Origin of the sequence: Flavobacterium sp. HSC-32F16, from assembly GCF_024171645.1 — a bacterium.
Classification (GTDB): Bacteria; Bacteroidota; Bacteroidia; order Flavobacteriales; family Flavobacteriaceae; genus Flavobacterium.
The window spans coordinates 327,723-348,405 of the sequence record NZ_JALKAC010000003.1; the positions used below are offsets into that span (position 1 = coordinate 327,723).

Genomic DNA, 20,683 nt, shown 5'->3' on the forward strand with positions numbered 1-20,683 from the left:
TTTATTTTTACTTTCTTCCTGACATCTGCAGGATCAGCTCTCCTCCGTTTGTAATCTCTTTATGAGTTAATGTAAAATCTTTTACGTACTTATTATTGTATTTTAGGTCTTGTATGTAAACGTTTTCATTACTATTATTTTCTGCTTTTATGACAAATGTTTTACCTGAATAATATTTCGGATTTAATGTTATAGTGATTTTATTGAAGATCGGACTGCCGATTTGATAAACAGCATCTTGGTCTGTTCCTCCGTTCATTTGAAATAAACCTAATTTCAACAGAACATTAAGGCTTCCCATTAACCCCTGATCTTCGTCTCCGTTATAACCCGTTGCAGGCGATAATCCGCTGAAAGTTTCCTTTACAACATTTCTAGTCCAATACTGCGATAAATCGGGTCTTCCTAAAACGGTAAATATATTCGAAGTCTGCATAGACGGCTGATTTCCAAAATTTACTGGAATTCTGCTAAACTCTGGATGTAATTCTGCATCGTGCGATGTACCAGAAGTATACTTTTGCTTTTTAGCCGTTTCAAATTGCGCATTTAATTTTGCTGCTGCTTTTTCTTTTCCGCCCATTAAATCAGCCAAACCTAAAATATCATGCGGTACAAACCAAGTCGATTGTGCTCCGTTTGATTCTATAAATCCGTTTTCATATTGATATGGATCGTAATTTTCGCGCCATTTTCCATCTGCATTTTTCGGACGCATCCAGCCTATTTTAGCATCAAAAACATTTTTATAGTTTTCGGCTCTTTTCATGAAATATTGATAATCTTCTTCGTGATTTAACTTTTTTGCCAATTGAGCCAAAGTCCAATCTTGATAGGCATATTCTAAAGTCTGGCTTGCTCCGTCTTCGTGGCTTCCAAAATTTCCGTCTGGAAGCGGATACGGCACATATCCTTTTTCTAAATAATATTTTAAACCTCCGCCAATATTGGTATTGTGTTCATACCCTGCTTTTTCCATAATACCGCCAGGCATATGATTTTTTTTAAGGGCGATATAAATTTCCTCTAAATTTTCTTTTACAATTCCTTTTTGAATGGCGCTCACAATAAATGGCGTTGCAGACGCTCCGGTCATTACGTAAGTGTCATTTCCTCCCGAAGGCCCGCGCGGAATTATGCCGCCGTCTTTGTAATACTGCATTAATGAATAGACAAATTCTTCCATGATTTCTGGATAAACCAATCCCCAAAGGTTGTTTATTGTCCATTGTGCCCCCCAAAAAGCATCTGAATTATAGTGGTTGAATTTTGGTTTTCCATCAGTATTTAATGGCAAATGCCCTATCCTGAATTTGTCTCCTGTATTATCAGGATAGGCTCCATTTGCATCACTAATCATTTTTCTCCCTTGCAGGGCATGCCATAAATCAGTGTAAAATCTTCTTTGGTCGGTTTCAGTTCCACCTTCTACTTTTATTCTTCCTAATAAATTGCTCCACTCTTTTCTGGAATCGCCAACGGTTTTATTGAAATCCCAATGTGGTAATTCGATTGCAATATTGTTATTGGCATTTTCAATTGATGTATAAGAAATGCCGACTTTCATCAATACTTGTTCTTTGGTTTTACCAAAATGTATCAAATAATTTCCAGTTGCATTATCTCTTTCAACAGAAGAAATTGGCTCATTTGTTTTAACTTTAAAAAATACAGTTAACGGTTTCGGACGTCTAAAATTGGTACTTAAAACCAAAGATCCGGAAAGCTCGAAATCATTGTTTTTTTCTAATTTTCCGTTTGTGTTTTCGCAAGGTCCTAAAATGGTATTCAAATTAAAAAGAACTGCTTTTTGTGCTTTTTCGGGAAATCTATATTTATGAAAACCAACTCTAGGTGTGCTGGTTAATTCTGCAGTTATTTGATATCTATCCAGTTTTAATGAATGATATCCCGGTGTTATTATTTCTTTATCATGATTGAATTTGGAGTAAAAATCTTTAAAAACAGTCTTTTTATTTTCCTCCGAAATGGTCACCGGCATGACGGATACACCCGACATCTGCCATTCGTGTACGTGGCTGAAACCTTTGACTGTATCTGTCGTATATTTGTAACCGCCTCCCCAATCTCCTTTAATTTCTGTATCGGGATTTAAGTTTACCATACCAAAAGGACGGCTTGCTGATGAAAAGTAAAACCATCTTGAATTTTCGGTGTCCAGCAACGGATAAACCATATCTGAAATTTGTTTCTTTTGCAAAGAAAGTTTTTTCTGGGCGCTGCATGACACTAAAAAAATAAGTGTTAGACTTATTGCAATATGTCCTATTCTATAGATTTTTTTAAATTCCATTTATTCTTATATTGATTGGGCAATAGTGATTTTGAGCAGGATTGTTTGTTTTGATTTTTTTGAATCGAAAATCTAAGGCAAAGGATTCCTTGTGAGAATTACAATAAATTCTCAAAACAGTAACTTAAAGAATGTTACAAAGCTTAATCTTTCAATTATTTTTCCGAAACGACATTCAACTAAGCTTTGTGTTCATTCAAACAAACAAAAACCGAACTGATTTTCATGAGCAACTACGAAATCAGCTTACTCTTAGTAAAAAAGGAGAAGAGTTTTGCTCTCCTCTCCTTTTAAAATTAAAATGCTAACAAGGTGCGTACTTAACTAAATTCTTATCTTAATATCCGTCGTTCTGAGTTAGAGCCGGATTTAAAACCATTGCATTTGTTGGAATTGGGAAAACTCGTCGATATGTATCTGTATTGGTTTTGTAACCCCATTGTCCTTCGTATTTTCCAAAACGGATCATGTCGTTTCTATGCCAGGCTTCCCAAGCAAATTCTCTACTTCTTTCTCTGTAAAGATCTTCCAGTGATACACCGCTTAAGGCTGCAGAAGTAGTACGATTAGAACGAACCATGTTTACTAATGCGTCTGCACTTTGTCCTAAAGTCGCCGCTCCGCCGCGTAAGATTGATTCCGCTTTCATTAAAAGAACATCTGAATAACGCAAGAAAGGAACATCATTTTTTTGGTTACGGTTTGTTGACGTTGCATCTGGATAGAATTTGACATTTCTATATCCCATATTCCAAGCGATTTCATCGTTTCCAAGGTCAAATAAAGGTACACTTTGGCGAGGTATAATATCTGGTGTTAAATTTACCTGATACGTAAAAGCCGCCCCACCATCAGATCCAGTGTAAAATTGATCGTATCCTTTTTTGGTTGTAGTCACCATTACCGGCGTTACACCGTCATTCATAAATTGAAGTCCTGTAAGCCATTGTCTGTTACGAATATCATTTGCATCATTAAAGTAGGCATAGAATTCTGGCAGCGTACTTCTAGGTGCACTTGGTGTGTAAGGAAGTCCAAACTTAGCTCTTTCTGAACGTGGCACATCATAACGTGCATGGTACATTTGTCCGTTATAACCAACTGTAACTGCTGCTGGATCGTAAGGAACTGCAAAAATGAATTCTTTCATCAACGGTCCGTTAGTTGGGTAAAACATTTGAAGGTATGAAGCTCTTGGCTCAACAACATACAAACCTGAATTAATTACCTCATCGCAGGCCGCAATACACTCTGTATAACGTGCTGTTCCTGTATAAACATTTGCATTCAAATACAACTTTGCTAACATTGCATTAGCAGTTTGTTTATTTGGTCTTCCGTAAGTGGTAACACCAGCTGCAGGATTTAAATTAGAAACAGAACTTTTTAGTTCTTTCTCAATAAAATTGAAAACTTGTGCTCTAGGCGTTTTAGCGTGAGATGTAAAATCTCCGTATAAAGTATCCAATGGAACATCTCCGTAACTATCCATTAACATGAAATAAGAAATGGCACGCATTGTTTTCAACTCAGAAATCAACGTTTTTTTCTCTGCTCCTTCAGGCATTGTCTGTCTTAAAATAGAAATTGCCTGATTGCTTGTCCCGATCACCTTAGATGACCAATCCCAAAGACTTCCTACAATTCCATTATCTGCATTCCAGTCGTGGTAATGCATTGCAATGTAGTTTCTGTTATCAAACCAGTTTCCTCCTCTTGCCGGCAGAATAGCTTCGTCTGTAGATAAAGATTGCGACCACCACCATGCAAATGAAAACTCACCGCGGAAAGCTGCATAAACCGGCCCTGTTGTTTGAATATATTGTGTTGAGTTTTGTGGAAATACTTCAGGTGTCAACTGTGTTGTAATAGGCACCTCTAGATCATCACAAGACCATACTAAACCAGCCATAAGTACTGGAAGTCCTAAATATTTTAATATCTTTTTCATAATTTTTAGCATTTAATTTTTAGAAGATCACATTTACACCGAACATATATGTTCTGGTTTTTGGATAGAAGTTATTTGAATCTACACCTGGAGCGGTTCCTCCTTGTTCTACCTCTGGATCAATTCCTGTGTATTTAGTAATAACAAATACGTTGTTTACAGTTTGGTAAATACGTACACTGCTGATGTATCTTCCTACTTTACCAAAATTATATCCTAAAGTCATGTTGTCTAATCTTAAGTAACTTCCGTCTTCTATAAAACGATCTGAATACTTATAAGCGTTCAAGTCATTTGGTGATTCGTTTCCTGCATCAACTAAAATATTGCTTGTCATTGCAGTGCTCGGTCTAAATAAATCGGCACGTGTTGCATTGAAAATTTTGTTACCAAATACTCCTCTGAAGAAAATACTTAAATCAAATTTTTTGTATTGAAAATTATTGGCCCATCCTAATAATAATTTTGGCTGTGCGCTTCCTGCATAATGATAATCTACTCCAATTTGAGGCGTAGTTGTTAAATCACCGTTTTTAGCGTAATACTGAGAAACTCCGTCAGCATTTTTTCCTGCGTATTTAAGCGTAAAGAACTGTCCTAATGGTTTTCCTTCTTTAAAAATCTGTAACGTACTTCCGGTTTGTCCGCCTCCGTCCGGCTGTACACGACGGATAGAATCTCCTCCAACAAAGAATGGACTAGTTAATTTTACGATCTCATTCTTGTTATGTGCCAAATTCAAATTAGTTGTCCAGCTGAAATTTGCTGTTTTAACTGGAGTTGTACTTAAACTAACCTCAATACCTTTATTAGACATTGTTCCACCATTTGCTACAATTGTTCCTACAGGTACTAATACTGGATTAACATTGTAGTTAAAAATCATGTCTGTTGTTTTCTTGTCATACACATCAACAGAACCTGTAACTTTTCCTTTCAAGATTGAGAAATCAAGACCAATATTTGCAGTAGCTGTTTTTTCCCATTTCAAATCAGGATTTGCTGCTTGGTTTGGTCCGTACGCACCAATCTGCTGTCCGTTGTAATAGAAAGTACCTAAACTTCCTGAAATAATCTGCGCTGTGTAAGCATTAAATCCAGAAGAGTTACCTGTAACCCCCCAGCTTCCACGGATTTTCAAATCACTGAAGAAACCTTGATTCTGCATGAAACTTTCTTTGTCTACTCTCCAAGCTCCACCTACAGAAGGGAAATACCCCCATTGATTATTTTCTCCAAACATAGATCCACCATCTCTTCTAATTGATCCTTGCAAAAGATATTTGTCTTTATAATTATAGTTTAAACGCCCAAAGTATGCAATTAAACGTGTTTTTTGATATGCTTTACTATCTCCAAAATTTACTACATAACCATTAACAGAAGTATAATTACTTAAAGCTAAGTTGTTATAACCTACATTGTCTACAGGAAAGTTTGTAGTTGTAGCTTGAAAACCATCTCCTAAAGTATTTTCCTGCCATGAGTAACCAGCAACAGCTTTTATTTTATGCTCGCCAAATGTTTTATCCCAAGTAAAGAAACTCTCAATAATATTGTTTCTAGTTTCATAAGAATTTCTCAAAGCAGAGCCATTTATACCAAAATTCACTAAAGTTTTTGTCAAAGGCGGATCTGGATTGTTGTAAAAGTTGGCACTATTGTATTGTGAATAATAACTGTCGTAGAATTCTCCGTGAGTTGCAGTTAATCTTTGGTGTGCTAAATTTAAATTATAAGTAATTCCGAATGGAAGTTTTACTTCTGCAGTTAAATTCCCTACAAGGTTATCTGTTTTTGTTTCATCGGTTCCGTGAGCAATTAAAGCTACTGGGTTGAAATATCCTGGACTTACAAAATTTTCAAAATAACTTCCGTCAGCATTTTTTACAGGAGAAACCGGAAGATAGTTTGCTGCTTGTAAAAGAACCGTATTACGCTGTGGTACATTTTGATATTTAGTACTAGAGTTAGTAACATTTAAACCAAATTTAACCTTATCATCAAAAGCAAACTGCTCCACAGATAAACGGGCAATGATACGAGAAAAATCACTTTTCTGCAGTACCCCTTCTTTATTAAGAGAAGTAATACTTGCTGTATAGTTTCCGTGATCTCCACCGCCGCTCATAGATAAGTTATGGCTGCTTGATGCTGCGCGTCCTGGTCTTAAAATCTCTTTCTGCCAGTTCGTGTTAGCACCTTTATCATTTTCTGGAGTAAAATTCAAATTGTTTTTAGTTGTAAAAGCTCTCAGCTGATCTGCATTCATCATATCCAGCTGATTCGAAACTTCTTCCCAGCCAACATAACCGTTGTATGCAATTTGAGTTCTGCCTTTACTTCCTTTTTTAGTTGTTACCATGATAACACCATTTGCTGCACGGTTACCATAGATCGCTGTTGCAGCGGCATCTTTTAAAACGTCAATCGTAGCAATATCATCTGGAGAAATTACGGAGATATCTACTCCCGGAATACCATCTATTACATAAAATGGGCCTTGAGAACTATTTAACGTCGATGCTCCACGCAAAACTACAGAAGCCGTTTTTGTAGGGTCACCGCTAGATGAAATATTCAAACCAGAAACTTTACCCTGCAAAAGCTGTCCAACGTCGCTGATTGCTCCTCGGTTTAAATCTTCGGCTTTAACAGAAGTTACAGAAGTCGTCAAGTTTTTACGAGATCCTTTTCCGTAACCTACAACGACTACCTGCTCTAAGTTTGTTGTTGTTGACTGTAATCTTATTGAATAATTTGTTTTTGTTCCATCTAATTTTACTGGCTGATCTTCAAATCCAATAAAAGAGAATATAAGTGTGGCATTTTTGTTTGAAGCCGAAATTTTAAATTTCCCGTCAAAATCTGTAGTTACCGTATTCGTTGTACCTTTTTCAAGTACGTTGGCTGCTGGCAGTGGAATGCCTTTGTCATCTAAAACTACACCTGACACTTCTGTTTTTTGTGCCCATGTATTCATTGAGAAGCCAAAGCAAAAGGCTAATAATAAAAGTTTAAGTTTTTCCATTGTGATATTGGTTAATTGGTTAAATAGTACTGACGAAATTAGTGCTAATGAAATGTTAACAAATGGACAAGTTATTCATAAACATGGATAATTTCTATAAAGTCAGTGATAGCAAGGTTTCGCAAGTTTATTTTTCTAAAATTATATAGTTAAAAACTTACTAATAAATCGTTTTCGTAGAGATTTTGTTTTTTTATTTTTCATTGTTTAGGTTTAGGTTATAAAGAATTAGTTAATTTTTTGTTTATATACGTATTAATAGTAATTAAGTATTTATTTAATTATTTTCGGTCCATTTTATTTCCCAATTTTTAATCGATTCTCTTTCTTTCGATTCGTCAAAATGAGTATTATCTGCAGCTGATTTTCTTAAAGCTTCTAAAAACATTTTCCATCTCGGCCAGTAAAATCCTTTGTACATTCCGTGCCATGATCTTGAAGCATAATCATTCAGATGACCTTCTCCACCCCAAAGCGTAATTAATGCTTTTGCATTTTTTGCATATAATTTAGATACTTCTGGCGTGTCTCCATATTCTGAAGCCGATTTTACCCATTGATCCAAACTATTCAAAGGCTGTCCAGACATGATCTTATCGGTTTCTAAAACTTGTTTTTCTATTTGTTTAAACAATTGATCTCCTTTTGAAATGTCTTTCTTTTGATACGCTTTTACGCATTCAATCAATTCTTCATCGATAGATAGAGAATTATAATGTCTTGAAACATCAATTAAATCGTATTGAATCAAATTCTTTTTATTGTACTTTTTAGCTTCTTTACTTAAAATATCCAAAGCTTCTTTCAACTTGGTTTTGTCTCCAGGATTTCCTTTAAATTCTGTAATGGTTACTGTTGGACGTTTAAATAACAAATATGCTCCTGCCCAATCGTTCCACCAGCGCGTTTCCCAATATTTGACATTGTAAACGGATTCTAATAATAGTTTCCAAGCTTCAAAAACAGGTTTTGAAGTCGTCTGTCCGTATCTTGCATTCAGATATTTTGTCAGCCAATCGTTTACAGGCTGTTCGCCCTTTGTCCACGGAAGATCATAAATGTATTCGTAAACAATCGAATTATTATTTAATCCTTCCGGCATTGCACCATAGCCAACAACATTCCCTTTATTTGGATTTTTTAATAAACTGGTCAATTCATCTTTATAAAAATTCAAATCTCCATAAACAGGATTCGATCCGCCGTAATTATGAACGTATCCGTAAGTCCATTGTTTGCCATAAAAAGCTTCTTGATTTTCCCAAACTTTATATCTGTCGTTTGCGTAATCCTGAACCATAACTTTCTCATTTGGAACTTTGCTCAAAAAAGCACTCGTTGCTTCTTTTGTCCAAAATTCTTTGTTATCTCCAAAAAGCCATCCCTGCATGACCCAAACTGCGCCTGGAGCCGCTTCATTTATTGTTTCATAAACAGCGCTTCCGTAGTTAGAAAGTTCTTCGTATTTATTATGTTCTGTTACAGGCGGTTCAATTTCATTAAAAGAATCGGCTAAATAGAAATTAGACTTCCCGTACATGTTAGTGTAGATTTCAATAAAGCGTTTTCCAATTTGTTTGAATAAAGGATCTTTGGAATCTAATAAAAAAGTACTTGCAAAACCGCCTCCTGACCAAGATTTTAGTTCGGTGATTTTAGCTTCAGGATGTTTTTCGGCGAAAGCCTTTGGCACATAACCGCTAAAAGCTGGCACAACAGGATGCATGTCTAAAGCTCTCATTCTTTCTAAGATTTTCTTTTGGAGTGCTTCTTTTTTAACGAACCATTCCTGCGGTAAAGGACCTTCCAGACTATTGATATTTCCCATACGCTGCCAAGGCAGATAAGCTGGTCCTGCAAAATGCGATTCTAACTGCGAATTAGTCAAACCATATTGTTTCCATAATTCCTGCCAAACGGCTTCCTGACCTTCCATTGCGGTTGGAAGATTGATTCCGTGCAAGGCCATCCAATCGATTTCCTGTTCCCATCGTTTCCAATCCCACCACGGCGTTGTGTAGCCAAAAGTACAGGCATTTAAATATTCTCTATATTCAAATGGCGTGTCTGCTTTTTTAGCATATTTCGGCCAAGATTTAGGCAGTTCAATTCTGTTACCTTCCCAGCTGACTAAAACGGCGCCAATATCTCTTAAAAAATGATACGCTGCATAACAGAGTGCTGTATTATTGGATGCCTTTATTTTTACTTTATTATTATCCGTTTCAATCTCAAACCAATCCGATTTATTGCTCTTTTTTTCTTCAATAATTAATTGAAACTCGCTGGCACGTTTGCCTACAAGTCTTTCTATTACGCCAAAAGCACTTTTCGTTTCATCGCCTTTTTGGGAATAGCCCTTAACCGATCCAAAAAACAAGAGCACAAAAGCCATTATCGCTGCTTTTAAGGAATCGCTTTTTTTAATTTTAAAATTTTCTTTTTTCATATAAATTGAATATCATTAATATCTCAAATCATCTTATCATAAAAACAAAAAACTACTGCTAATAAATTAATAAGGTTATTCAATAAAATTTAGTATGGAATAATAATAGGATCTGAACTGAAAAATAAATTTATATATAATGTGATTCTATAAGATGGATTTATCAATCAAAAGCATAGACATTTTATACAGTTTCTTTTCATAATACAAAGCAAAAATGAAAATACAAACTTTTGAGAGAATACTTATTATATTGATTACTAAACCAATCCATTTTTGAAACAGGAAATTGATATGGGAACAAAAAAATGATAATGGAAGAAATAAATTAATTGGTATATAAATCGATAATATGAAGATTTTTGGGTGTGATTAGAGTATTTTAAAAGTGCGCCTGAAGCAAAACTCATATCCAGTTAATCGTCATATTTATAATATTTACAATTGTGTCCGCATTGCAGACACAATTGAACGAAGTACTATTTAATTTTAAACCTTTTTATTTTTTATTAATTTTCATCTTAGATTAGCATATTTAAGTTTTAAAATTTCAACTTAAATTGAGAATTTCATTCTCCAAATCCACAATTATATTGTGCAATCGTTATAGAATCTTAAAATTCTAAAACTTAACCTTAGAGACAATCTCGACTTTTTTCTTTAACACTTGCTTAACACTAACGCTTTTATATGTTATAGTTTTGCCAAAAACTTAAACTAAATAAATGCAAAGAATGAGAAAAATTATTTTTATTTTGATTATTTTTCTATCGGCCTTAGGTCATGCTCAGGTTACGAGCTCAGCCATGTCAGGGACTGTTAGATCAAACAAAGGAGAAGCTCTTCCTGGTGCAACTGTAGAAATTGTTCACAAACCAACTGGAACAAAGTACTTCTCTACTTCAGATTTTGATGGTGGATATGCTGTACAAGGATTAAGACCTGGAGGCCCATATACGGTAAAAGTAACTTACGTAGGTTTTAAAACAACTGAAATCACTGATATTAATGTGGGTTTAGGTAACAATCTTACTGTAAATGTTAAAATCGATGAAGAACCAAATGCTCTGCAGGAAGTTGTAGTTTCAACTAAATCAAGCGGAAATTTTAACAAAGGAAGAACCGGTGCTTCACAGCAGTTTACAAATAGAGAAATTACAGCTGTTCCAGTATTAGGATCTCGTTCAATAAATTCTGTTACGAAATACAACGCAAATGCGGGGGCTAACGGAACTTTTGGAGGTCAGGATTCAAGATTAAATAACTTTACTATTGACGGATCTGTTTTTAACAACGGATTTGGTTTAGGTTCAGAATCTCAAGCGGGTGGCAGAACGGGGTCTACTGCGATTTCTCTTGATGCAATCGAACAACTTCAAGTAAACATTGCTCCTTATGATATTCGCCAGTCTGGATTTTTAGGTTCTGGAATTAATGCCGTAACAAGAAGTGGAACAAACGAAATTGAAGGTTCTGTTTATAACTCTTTTAGAAGTAACAAATCGAGCTTTATAGGAACGCATCCTGGTAAAGATGTTACTATAAAACCTGGAAAATTTGACGAAAAAATATGGGGAGCACGTATTGGGGCGCCTATTATTAAAGACAAATTATTTTTCTTTGGTAACTTTGAAACTATTGAAAATACAAGCCCGGCTACAACATGGACTTCAACTGGATCTCCACAAGCAGGTGCTCAAATTTCTGAACCAACTTATCAGGAAATGCAAACGCTTTCTAACTATATGCAAGAGAAATTTGGTTATGTAACTGGTCCTTGGGAAAATTATGATGCTGCAAAAACATCTAAAAAATTCTTAACCAGAATTGACTGGAATATTAACGACAACCACAAACTTACAGCTCGTTATGTACATCACAATTCATCTTCAGATGAGTTAACTTCAAATTCAGCCTCTTTAGGTATAGGAAGCAGAAGAACAAGTAGTTTAGCAATGTCTTTTAAAAACAGTGGTTATACAATATTAGATAATACCAGATCTATAGTAGTGGAATTAAATAGTAAATTTGGTAACTCTTGGTACAACAATTTTATTGCAGGTTACGACAAGCAAATTGAAGACAGAGGATTGCAAGGCGGTGGATTGTTTCCAACTATTGATATTAAAAAAGGTTCTGCAAATTACATCTCTGTTGGTTTAGACCCGTTTACACAAGGAAACAAACTTAGTTACTCAACATTACACTTTACGAATAACTTAACTAAAACTATCGGAAAACATTCTATTGTACTGGGAGCTAATTTCGAATATTTTAAATCAAGTAATTTATTCTTCTCCGGTTCAAATGGAGTTTATGTTTTCAACTCTTTAGCTGATTTTTACGCAGCAGCAGATCAATCAGCAGCTAATGGCGGTGCTCCATCAAATGTAGCTGTTTCTCCTCCTTTCACTTTTCAATATAAATATTCAGCTTTACCTGGAGGTGAAGAACCAATGCAGATCTTAAAAAGTAATAAATTAGATTTATATGCTCAGGACGAAATAAAACTAAGCGATAGATTTAAATTATCAATAGGTCTTAGAGCATCTAGAGTTTGGTTTGCTGATACTGCATTAGAAAACCCAGCAGTAACGGCTATGACTTTTGTTAATGGCGAAAAATTCAATACTGGTGATATGCCGGATGCGCAATATTTATTTGAACCTAGAGTAGGCTTCAATTTAGATTTCAACGGAGACGCTTCAACAATTTTACGTGGAGGTTCTGGTATCTTTACTGGTAGAGCGCCATCTGTATATTTATCAAATCAAATTGGAAACAATGGAGTTCTTACTGGTTTCATTGATAGATCTGGACCTGATGTAATTTCTGGAGGATATGGTTTTACGCCAAGACCTGCTCAGTACTTTACTCCTGAAACCCCAACATTACCTACTAGTTTTGACTTAGCTTTTACAGATAAGAAATTCAAATATCCTCAAGTATGGAAAACAACTATGGCCGTTGATCAAAAACTTCCATTTGGATTTGTAGGTACATTTGAAGGTATAATTCAAAAAAACATCAATGCAATTGACTATTACAATGCCAACTTCGATGCTCCTGTTGGAACCTTTGCGGGTACTGATAATAGACCAAGATATTCTCGTAGTGATGCTGGAACAAGAATAAATGATAACGTTTCTAACGGAATTGTTTTAACTAATTCTGACAAAGGATACTTCTACTCTACTACTTTCAAATTAGAATATCCATACCAAAATGGTCTTTGGGGATCATTCGCATATACACATTCTGAAGCTGCTGATTTAATTTCTCCGGGATCAATTGCTTCTGGATCATGGACAAGTGCAAGATCTGTAAACGGAAACAATGATTTAGATGTTTCTTTATCAAACAACAACACACCACATCGTTTAGTTGGGGTTCTAGGGTACAGAATTGAGTACGGAAAAGGCTTGGGCGGTGCAACATCTATTAACTTAGGATATATTGGAGAAATAGCAAATCCATTTACTTATGCTTACAGCGGTGATATGAATGGAGACAGAGTAAACGGAAATGACTTACTTTATGTACCAAACAGTGCATCTGAACTTCGTTTTGCACCTCTTCGTGTATCTAGTACTGTAAATAATGTTACAACAACCAGAACTTATACTGAAGACGAACAAAGAACTGCATTTGACGCTTACATTAACCAAGACAAATATCTTCGTACAAGAAGAGGTCAGTATGCTGAAAGAAATGCGGCTATTTTACCAATGTTACACAGATTAGATTTATCTATCTCACAAGACATTAATATCAAAATTGCTGGTAAAAAGAATACATTCCAATTTAGAGCTGACATCCTGAACTTTACCAATATGATTAATAAAGATTGGGGAATTACACAAAGAGCAACTAATGCTAACGTTTTAGCTTATTCTTCAACTGCTGCTGGTAACGTTCCTGTTTATACTTTAGCAACACAAACAGATCCTGACGGAAATAGATATTTAATTAAAGATACGTTCCAGAAAAATGCTTCAACATTTGATGTTTGGCAGGCACAATTTACAATTAGATACATTTTTGGAAAATAATTTGATTTTTAAAGCATAATCAAAATTGAAAAACGGCATTGACTTTTAGTTAATGCCGTTTTTATTTTTACCTGATGTTATCTGAGAAGAAACACAATCAGATCTCAAAATCCTGAAAACAAAACCTCCAAAATCACTTCTAACTTTGAAGGTTTCTCACTTTATCTATAAACTCCTTTTATTTATATTCCTTTTCTTTCTGCTCATACCAATCTTTCATGACATAAAAAGCTTTCTTTTTGATTCCTTGATCAGAGATTAATCCTTTACGATTAAAGAAATCCTGAATATTAGGCAATTGTCTTCTTGGTGATCTAAAGTCAACTAAAATCCACGGTGAAACTCCAGCTAAACCTTCAATTCTATTGAACATCTGCGTATTTTGAGTATACAATTCTTCTTGATATTCTTCGTTCCAACGCTCTTTTTTATCTCCATGTAAACCTTGTAAAGCTTCTCCTCCAAACTCGCTGATGATAACGGGTTTATTATACGGAATTATCCACTGCATATCTTTACAAGATTCGTTCGTACCTCTGTACCAGCCTAAATATTGGTTAAAGCTCACAATATCTACATATTCATTCATATTGTCATGAAGCGTATTAACATTGTTAGGACTTTTAGTTACTTCCATTGCCATACTTATCAAACGGGAATTATCCTGTGTACGGGCATATTTAGCTAGTTTACTCAAGAAAATATCTCTGTCATCGCCATGCGGAGTTTCATTAGCAATAGACCAGATTACAATTCCGCATCGATTTTTATCTCTGTAAATCATATCGTGTAACTGGCGTTCCGCATTAGCGTAGGTATCAGGATTTGTCCATGAAATGGTCCAATATACCGGAACTTCAGACCAAATCATTAATCCCATTTTTTCAGCCTCTTTTACCATATTTTCGTTATGTGGATAATGCGCCAGACGAACATAATTACAGCCTAATTCTTTTGCCCAGGTTAATAGTGTAACTGCGTCTTCCTGAGACCAGGCTCTTCCTGATCTAAAAGGTGCTTCTTCGTGAATACTTATGCCGCGTAAAAAGACTTTTTTTCCGTTTAGCAGAATTTCTTTTCCTTTGGCTTCAATAGTTCTAAAACCAATTTTATCGGTTATATTTTCATCGTGTTTGCTTATCGTTACCTCGTACAATTTTGGTTTTTCCGGAGTCCATAAAACCGGATTTGCTTTTATTTCAAAATAGGCAAAACCTTTAGCATCGGTTGTAATGCTTTTTTTTATTTTCAATTCAGGAATGGAAACCAAAAGTGATTGATTTGCTGTTTCACTATTCAGCTTAATCCAGCCGGAAATTTTTCCTTTTTCTTTTTTGTCCAATTGAACCAGATAATCTTCAACATACGTATTTGGAACCTCAGCTAAAGTAACATCCCTTGTGATTCCGCCGTAATTCCACCAATCCATATTTACAGTTGGCACATTGTCTTTATGACGTTTGTTGTCAACTTTTACCACAACAAAATTATTTCCGTCTACTAATAAATTGGTTACATCAAAGTTAAAAGGTGTATAACCGCCAACGTGAGTTCCAGCCAGCTTTCCGTTTACATAGACTTTTGCATCATAATTAACTGCTCCAAAGTGTAGAATACCTTTGGTTTTAGCATCTTTTTTATAATTAAAGTCTTTCTGAAACCAAACCGTTCCTTCGTAAAAAAACAATCTTTCCTCTTTTGAATTCCAATCAGACGGAATATCCATCGTGCTAGAAGTTGCAAAATTATATTCGGTTAGATCTGTGGTATTGAATTTTTTATTTTCGAAAAATCCGTTGTTTTTAAAAGGCATTAAACGATAATCGTAATATCCATTTTCAAGCGGATCGACGATATAACTCCATTTTCCATTTAAAGTAATATTGTTTCGGGATGCAATATTAGATAATAACGGGATTTCCTGTGCCAATGCTTTTCCCATCAGCAAAAAAGTATAACACAGCATTACAATTTTTTTCATAATTTTTGTTTTTAATTATATAGCTCATTCATTTAAACACATAGAAACATAGATTTTCTTTGTGTATAAAAAACATTTTACTTGTTTAAATACTCATAGTTAGATTGTATCTGCTGATCTGCTAAATCTTCAGTCTAAAATTTCTCACGCAGATTTGCCTGATTGAGCAGATTTATTTTTAACAACCAGAATTAAAAAAAATATTCCTCTCTTAATTTTTATTTTTTCCATCATCAAAATAACGTGTCAATTCAAACGCGTTATCATTGATTATTTTCATCTCTTTTAATAAAAGCATATAAGGTTCAAATGCACTATTTACAATACCTTTATTTGAATCTCTGTTTGAATAATCGGTACTTAAATCTTCGGGATCGCTGTCCATATATTTAAACCAATGCCATATCATTGACCCAATTTGCTGATAAGTTGTTTTTATTATTTGTATTAAGCCGGTAAAGCGATTTGTGTTTTCATAATCAATAAACCAATGAAAGAAAATCGTTTTGAAAGCTCTGCAAAATAAATCTAATGTAAAAAAAAAAAGAGGGAGTTGTTTTTTCTTTTTAAGGGGTGGATTTGTACTTTAATTTCAGAAAATATTAGCGTTAAGCATAATTTTAAAAAAGAACAGAAGCCTTTAAATATAAAATTTAAAGGCTTCTGTTTTTATTTTCAAAAAAAAAAAAGTCTTATTTTCAAATAATTACATCATTGTATTGATACGAATACTGGCCTTTATAAGAGCTAATGCTGAAATTTTCGAAATATGAATGTCTTTTGGCTGGTGATGTGAGTTCTGACTGACCAATTTTACAAAATCTGATCCCTGATCTGATTTCTGAACGTATTTTACTGTAATATATTCTTCCCATTCATTTAATTTGACACTTAAAAGATACATTTCACCAAAAAAGATATTCTCAAATTCTGTTTCCTTATATAAAATTATATCTCCGGATTTTAATAACGGATACATACTATCTCCTGTTACAGAAATGGCACCGTCACATTTCGGCAGATTTGGAATTTTTATAGTATCCAGAACTCTTTGTGGTTTTCCACTGCTAAATAATTCTCGTAAACCCGCCACAGCTTCTAAATCATATAATGGTATTTCCTGGCTCATATGCAGTGAATCGATTGTCTTTCGGTCATTATTCATAATTACAATATTAGTATTATCTTCTTTTATCATGGATCCGTTTCCGGTTAAAAGCCACTCGGAATTGATTTCCGGATAGTAGTGTAAAATTTTACATGCCTTATCTGTTCCCATGTTACTGCTGTTATCTAAAAACTTATTAGAAAAGCCTAAATCATTACAGAACTTATATTTAGTAATCCCTTTATAATCAAGGTATTCTCTTATTCTTTCAGTCGACCCCATAAAAAGATGTATTTTTTTACGTTAAAAATTTGTTTTAATGTATTATTTTACATTATATTTGCAAAGTAAAGAAAAATAAATATCAAAAACAAGACAAACACATACAAATTTATGCAAGACAGAAATTATAACAGAAACAAAACACACAAACAAGTTCTTGATTTTAAAATAATTACAACACATTTAAGTCGTTAAAAATAAAAAAAACCAACACTACACTAAATCAGAATAAAACTACGAATGACTAGTAATATTAATCATTAAAATTAAAAAAAATTATCATTACTACTTAAAATCATCTAAAAATGGAAACAAATCAAATCAAGGAAAAAATTCAGGAACTGGAAAATTGGCTGATTGAAAATCCAAACAATCCCGAAAGAAACTTAATAGAATCTGACATTAAAAAATTACGAACCTTATTAAATAAAAACCATGAGTAGAAATCAAATCGAAGCAAGAATTGCACAATTGTATCTGGCACTTCAATATTGTTCTGAAAGATCGAAATCTTTTACGCCCGGAGAAAGAATCTGCATTAATCAGGAACGTTTTCAATGGATGCATATTCTGGAAGATGAAACCGCATCACCACGTCCGGTTTCGCAAACAATTGAAAACAAATTAAAAGAAGTCTGGAGACTTGCGGATCACTATAATTTTAAACCTTATTATGGCGATCCTTTTAAAGAAGAAATTGTATTACATATCTAAAATTATCATAATCTAAAAGCCAAAATACTATGAACAATGCCTTAACAAACCCAATCAAACCCTCTATGGATTTATCTCAATTTTCTGCACAGCAATTAAAGGAAGCTTTAAACCGAATTGAAAATAAAAAAAATGAAGAAAGAGATGCTTATAAGAAACTGGTAGCCGAAACTATTCCGAAAGCACTATCAAGATTGCATGAAACTTCTGAAATGATGCGAAATGCTAAAACAGAAACTTTTCAGTTGTTTGAAACTATTCTGGATTTAAAAAATCAGGTTTATGGTTTTAAAGAAAAACAAATGTCGCATACTTTTTCTAATGATAAAGATGAAATTACGATTGGCTATCGTATTAATGAAGGCTGGGACGATACGGTAACAATTGGTATTGAAAAGGTGCAGAATTACATTTCGTCGCTTTCTACCAGTAAAGAAACGGCATCATTGGTGAAAATTGTTTTTAATTTATTAAAAAAGGATGCTAAAGGAAATTTAAAAGGTTCACGCGTTTTAGAACTTCAAAAATTAACCAAAGAATTTAATAATGAAGAATTTACCGATGGGGTTGAAATTATTGCTTCTTCTTTTAAACCAATCCGCTCAAGCTGGTTTATTGAGGCAAGCCGAATTGATGAAAATGGAGTGAGAACCAATATTCCGTTGTCTATGTCGTCTGTAGATTTTTTACAGGGATATGCGTTTAATTTCTTTAACCAGCAAAATGAACAAAGTCATGCAGCCTAATAATGATATTTACGCATCGGCTATTTTAGCCCTTCTGCTTATTGCAACCAACTTAAAACCTATTCTCTTATTCCGTGAATGGTTTTATTTCAGAATCAAAATAATTTTTAAACAATACCTAAATGAGCGTAAAAATAAAGCCAATTACTGATCACGAAAGTTACAAAGTTAATGAACATACCATTTTTAAAGACGGACTCGGAAACTGGAACTGTAAAAATGATTTATCCAATAAAGAACGGCAGGCTTTTAACCAATATGAAAGCATCGTAATCAAAAATCCGAGATTTAAAAAACATACAACAGCCACTTACAAAGGCTGAAAAGACCCCTTACTACCTGTATTCTAATCAACTTTAGCAGGCATAAAAAATGGTTCCTGTTATCACTCCTTTTGAAGGAAAACAGGAACCGAAGATGGGCGGTTTTTACCCAAAAAAGCAGCCAAAAACCATTCTTTCTATAAAGTTCCCAGTCTTAGAGCTGCGGAACGAGATCATGATAGGAAGAGTACTGACCTCAATTGTTAAAAATAATCTTTAACAAATAGCACCTCAGAACGAGGTTCAAAAAAATGGCATTTGAAGTAGAAAAACCATTACTTAAAAAGATTAAATGGTTTGGCTGCTGTAAATCTTTATGTCATCATTTAGTATTCACATAATTGTAATCATGATTAAATCTTCATTTTAACAACTCTTCTCTTTTCAAAAATCTTTCTTCATTTTCTATCACTCATAAATACCACATCTCATGGCTATATCTTCAAACAGAAGTCTCGGAATTCAAAAAAATAAATTATTGCGCTACAAACTCGTTAAAGAATTGTATCAGAAACACAAAACGGAAGATATTCCTACTACGGTAGTATGGCGTAAATACGTGTATCCGGTTTACCCAATTTCAAGAACTACTTTATATGAAATTCTTTGTACGCCTATTACTTCAGAATTAAAAAAAATTGAAGAACTTATAAGTAATCAGCAAAAGTCTTCTTAATCATTATAAAAAAAAGAAAAGCGAATCTTTAAGCTGTAAAAAACATTGTTTTTATGGTGCAAAGATGAGTCATTTACCTCTGTAAAAATGAGCTTTGTTCGCTTTCTGTACAACTTTGTAAAGCCCTAGAATACAAATGTTAATGCACCTTGCATTCGTTTTTTTTAGGGCTTTTTTTACCCAATCTTTGCAATCTCAAAAGGAAAGAACCACTGCAATCTAACTGCCGTTTTGAGGATTGCACTTTCTTTTAAAAAACAACTTCCTACTGTTGTTTTCCAAAACATTTTTAACCTAACATTCAACATTAATACATTCAATGGAGCAATTTCTATACCCCACTCTAACCGCATTTTTTGCTGCTTTTATTACCTGGTTTTTCTCAATGCGAAAATCACTCGCTGAAGACAGAGCAGCTGAACTGGACAACGCTGTAAGTGCCGTAAAATATTACCGTGATCTTTTAGACGATCTCACTGCCCGACTTACGGCCGCCACAGATACCATCAAAAAAATGGAAATACAGCACAAAGAACTCATGTTCATCAATCAGCAATTGGTTGATGAATTACAAAAATTTAAACAGTTAAACGGAAAACAATCATGACACTAGCCCAAAAAACTATCGAAATCGCCACGGCACAAATTGGTGTCGAAGAAATTCCCAGAAACAGCAACTCCGGCCCTGAAGTTGAAATTTATTTAAGAAGTGTAGGACTTTCAAAAGGATATGCCTGGTGCATGGCTTTTGTTTACTGGTGTACTCAAAAGGCTTCGTTGCAGATTAATACTAAAAATCCTTTAAAGAAAACTGCTGGTGTTCTGGATCAATACAACTCCAGACCACTTTTGGCAGAGAAAACTCCAAAACCGGGAGATGTCTTTATTATGGATTTAAAAAATGGTTTAGGCCATGCCGGATTTGTAGAAAAAATAGTTGGAAGCACAATTTACACTATCGAAGGAAATACCAATGATACCGGAAGCCGTGAAGGCTACAAAGTAGCCAGAAGAAAACGAGATATAAAAAACGTAAAAGGATTTTTGCGTCTGTAA

At 34.3% G+C, this 20,683-nt stretch carries 15 protein-coding genes; 8 read left to right on the plus strand and 7 right to left on the minus strand.

The features are described from left to right. Window positions 1–7: 7 nt before the first annotated feature. From L1276_RS12800 to L1276_RS12815, 4 genes are all read right to left on the minus strand, one after another. On the minus strand, window positions 8–2,314 hold the full coding sequence (locus L1276_RS12800) for a GH92 family glycosyl hydrolase (protein ID WP_253788353.1): 2,307 nt from the start codon (window positions 2,312–2,314) through the stop codon (window positions 8–10). Between the two features lie 337 nt (window positions 2,315–2,651). After that, on the minus strand, window positions 2,652–4,265 hold the full coding sequence (locus L1276_RS12805; protein ID WP_253788355.1) for a RagB/SusD family nutrient uptake outer membrane protein: 1,614 nt from the start codon (window positions 4,263–4,265) through the stop codon (window positions 2,652–2,654). Window positions 4,266–4,284: 19 nt separating this feature from the next. After that, window positions 4,285–7,296 carry a TonB-dependent receptor gene (locus L1276_RS12810; RefSeq protein WP_253788357.1) on the minus strand — a complete coding sequence of 1,004 codons (3,012 nt, stop codon included), beginning with the start codon at window positions 7,294–7,296 and terminating at the stop codon, window positions 4,285–4,287. A 277-nt stretch (window positions 7,297–7,573) separates the two neighbouring features. After that, window positions 7,574–9,745: an alpha-N-acetylglucosaminidase gene (locus L1276_RS12815; protein ID WP_253788359.1), complete on the minus strand. Its 2,172-nt coding sequence runs from the start codon at window positions 9,743–9,745 to the stop codon at window positions 7,574–7,576. A 734-nt stretch (window positions 9,746–10,479) separates the two neighbouring features. On the opposite strand from L1276_RS12815, the gene L1276_RS12820 reads away from it, so the two are divergent. Next, entirely contained in the window at window positions 10,480–13,797 is a 3,318-nt protein-coding gene (locus L1276_RS12820; RefSeq protein ID WP_253788361.1) for a carboxypeptidase-like regulatory domain-containing protein, read from the plus strand. A 178-nt stretch (window positions 13,798–13,975) separates the two neighbouring features. Here the strand turns inward: L1276_RS12820 and L1276_RS12825 are convergent, their stop codons facing one another. The 3 genes from L1276_RS12825 to L1276_RS12835 all read right to left on the minus strand — a co-directional run bounded on the left by L1276_RS12825 (window position 13,976) and on the right by L1276_RS12835 (window position 17,168). After that, complete coding sequence (locus L1276_RS12825) at window positions 13,976–15,778, minus strand: glycoside hydrolase family 2 protein (RefSeq protein ID WP_253788363.1); 1,803 nt, start codon at window positions 15,776–15,778, stop codon at window positions 13,976–13,978. A gap of 211 nt (window positions 15,779–15,989) precedes the next feature. Next, on the minus strand, window positions 15,990–16,163 hold the full coding sequence (locus tag L1276_RS12830) for a hypothetical protein (RefSeq protein WP_253788365.1): 174 nt from the start codon (window positions 16,161–16,163) through the stop codon (window positions 15,990–15,992). 321 nt (window positions 16,164–16,484) lie between these two features. Further along, window positions 16,485–17,168, minus strand: a complete 684-nt coding sequence (locus tag L1276_RS12835) for a S24 family peptidase (protein ID WP_253788368.1) — start codon at window positions 17,166–17,168, stop codon at window positions 16,485–16,487. Between the two features lie 305 nt (window positions 17,169–17,473). Here L1276_RS12835 and L1276_RS12840 point away from each other — a divergent pair, with 305 nt between their 5' ends. From L1276_RS12840 to L1276_RS12870, 7 genes are all read left to right on the plus strand, one after another. Then, the gene (locus L1276_RS12840; RefSeq protein WP_253788371.1) at window positions 17,474–17,611 is read left to right on the plus strand and encodes a hypothetical protein; all 138 of its coding nucleotides are present in this window, start codon (window positions 17,474–17,476) and stop codon (window positions 17,609–17,611) included. After that, window positions 17,604–17,882, plus strand: coding sequence for a hypothetical protein (locus L1276_RS12845; protein WP_253788373.1), 279 nt, complete (start codon window positions 17,604–17,606; stop codon window positions 17,880–17,882). The genes L1276_RS12840 and L1276_RS12845 overlap by 8 nt, the downstream gene beginning before the upstream one ends. Window positions 17,883–17,911: 29 nt before the next feature. Next, complete coding sequence (locus tag L1276_RS12850; protein WP_253788375.1) at window positions 17,912–18,628, plus strand: DUF3164 family protein; 717 nt, start codon at window positions 17,912–17,914, stop codon at window positions 18,626–18,628. 122 nt (window positions 18,629–18,750) lie between these two features. Next, window positions 18,751–18,951: a hypothetical protein gene (locus L1276_RS12855; RefSeq protein WP_053471136.1), complete on the plus strand. Its 201-nt coding sequence runs from the start codon at window positions 18,751–18,753 to the stop codon at window positions 18,949–18,951. Between the two features lie 430 nt (window positions 18,952–19,381). Beyond that, entirely contained in the window at window positions 19,382–19,627 is a 246-nt protein-coding gene (locus tag L1276_RS12860) for a hypothetical protein (protein ID WP_253788377.1), read from the plus strand. Between the two features lie 319 nt (window positions 19,628–19,946). Next, window positions 19,947–20,234: a methyl-accepting chemotaxis protein gene (locus L1276_RS12865; RefSeq protein ID WP_012024141.1), complete on the plus strand. Its 288-nt coding sequence runs from the start codon at window positions 19,947–19,949 to the stop codon at window positions 20,232–20,234. Then, on the plus strand, window positions 20,231–20,683 hold the full coding sequence (locus L1276_RS12870) for a CHAP domain-containing protein (protein WP_253788379.1): 453 nt from the start codon (window positions 20,231–20,233) through the stop codon (window positions 20,681–20,683). The genes L1276_RS12865 and L1276_RS12870 overlap by 4 nt, the downstream gene beginning before the upstream one ends.

Bases quoted from the DNA above. Each gene is read 5' to 3' on its own strand.
- L1276_RS12815 (WP_253788359.1), bottom strand. From the start codon at position 9,745: ATGAAAAAAGAAAATTTTAAAATTAAAAAAAGCGATTCCTTAAAAGCA.
- L1276_RS12840 (WP_253788371.1), top strand. From the start codon at position 17,474: ATGGAAACAAATCAAATCAAGGAAAAAATTCAGGAACTGGAAAATTGG.
- L1276_RS12870 (WP_253788379.1), top strand. From the start codon at position 20,231: ATGACACTAGCCCAAAAAACTATCGAAATCGCCACGGCACAAATTGGT.
- L1276_RS12810 (WP_253788357.1), bottom strand. From the start codon at position 7,296: ATGGAAAAACTTAAACTTTTATTATTAGCCTTTTGCTTTGGCTTCTCA.
- L1276_RS12825 (WP_253788363.1), bottom strand. From the start codon at position 15,778: ATGAAAAAAATTGTAATGCTGTGTTATACTTTTTTGCTGATGGGAAAA.
- L1276_RS12820 (WP_253788361.1), top strand. From the start codon at position 10,480: ATGAGAAAAATTATTTTTATTTTGATTATTTTTCTATCGGCCTTAGGT.
- L1276_RS12855 (WP_053471136.1), top strand. From the start codon at position 18,751: ATGAGCGTAAAAATAAAGCCAATTACTGATCACGAAAGTTACAAAGTT.
- L1276_RS12845 (WP_253788373.1), top strand. From the start codon at position 17,604: ATGAGTAGAAATCAAATCGAAGCAAGAATTGCACAATTGTATCTGGCA.
- L1276_RS12835 (WP_253788368.1), bottom strand. From the start codon at position 17,168: ATGGGGTCGACTGAAAGAATAAGAGAATACCTTGATTATAAAGGGATT.
- L1276_RS12805 (WP_253788355.1), bottom strand. From the start codon at position 4,265: ATGAAAAAGATATTAAAATATTTAGGACTTCCAGTACTTATGGCTGGT.
- L1276_RS12865 (WP_012024141.1), top strand. From the start codon at position 19,947: ATGGAGCAATTTCTATACCCCACTCTAACCGCATTTTTTGCTGCTTTT.
- L1276_RS12830 (WP_253788365.1), bottom strand. From the start codon at position 16,163: ATGGACAGCGATCCCGAAGATTTAAGTACCGATTATTCAAACAGAGAT.
- L1276_RS12860 (WP_253788377.1), top strand. From the start codon at position 19,382: ATGGCTATATCTTCAAACAGAAGTCTCGGAATTCAAAAAAATAAATTA.
- L1276_RS12850 (WP_253788375.1), top strand. From the start codon at position 17,912: ATGAACAATGCCTTAACAAACCCAATCAAACCCTCTATGGATTTATCT.
- L1276_RS12800 (WP_253788353.1), bottom strand. From the start codon at position 2,314: ATGGAATTTAAAAAAATCTATAGAATAGGACATATTGCAATAAGTCTA.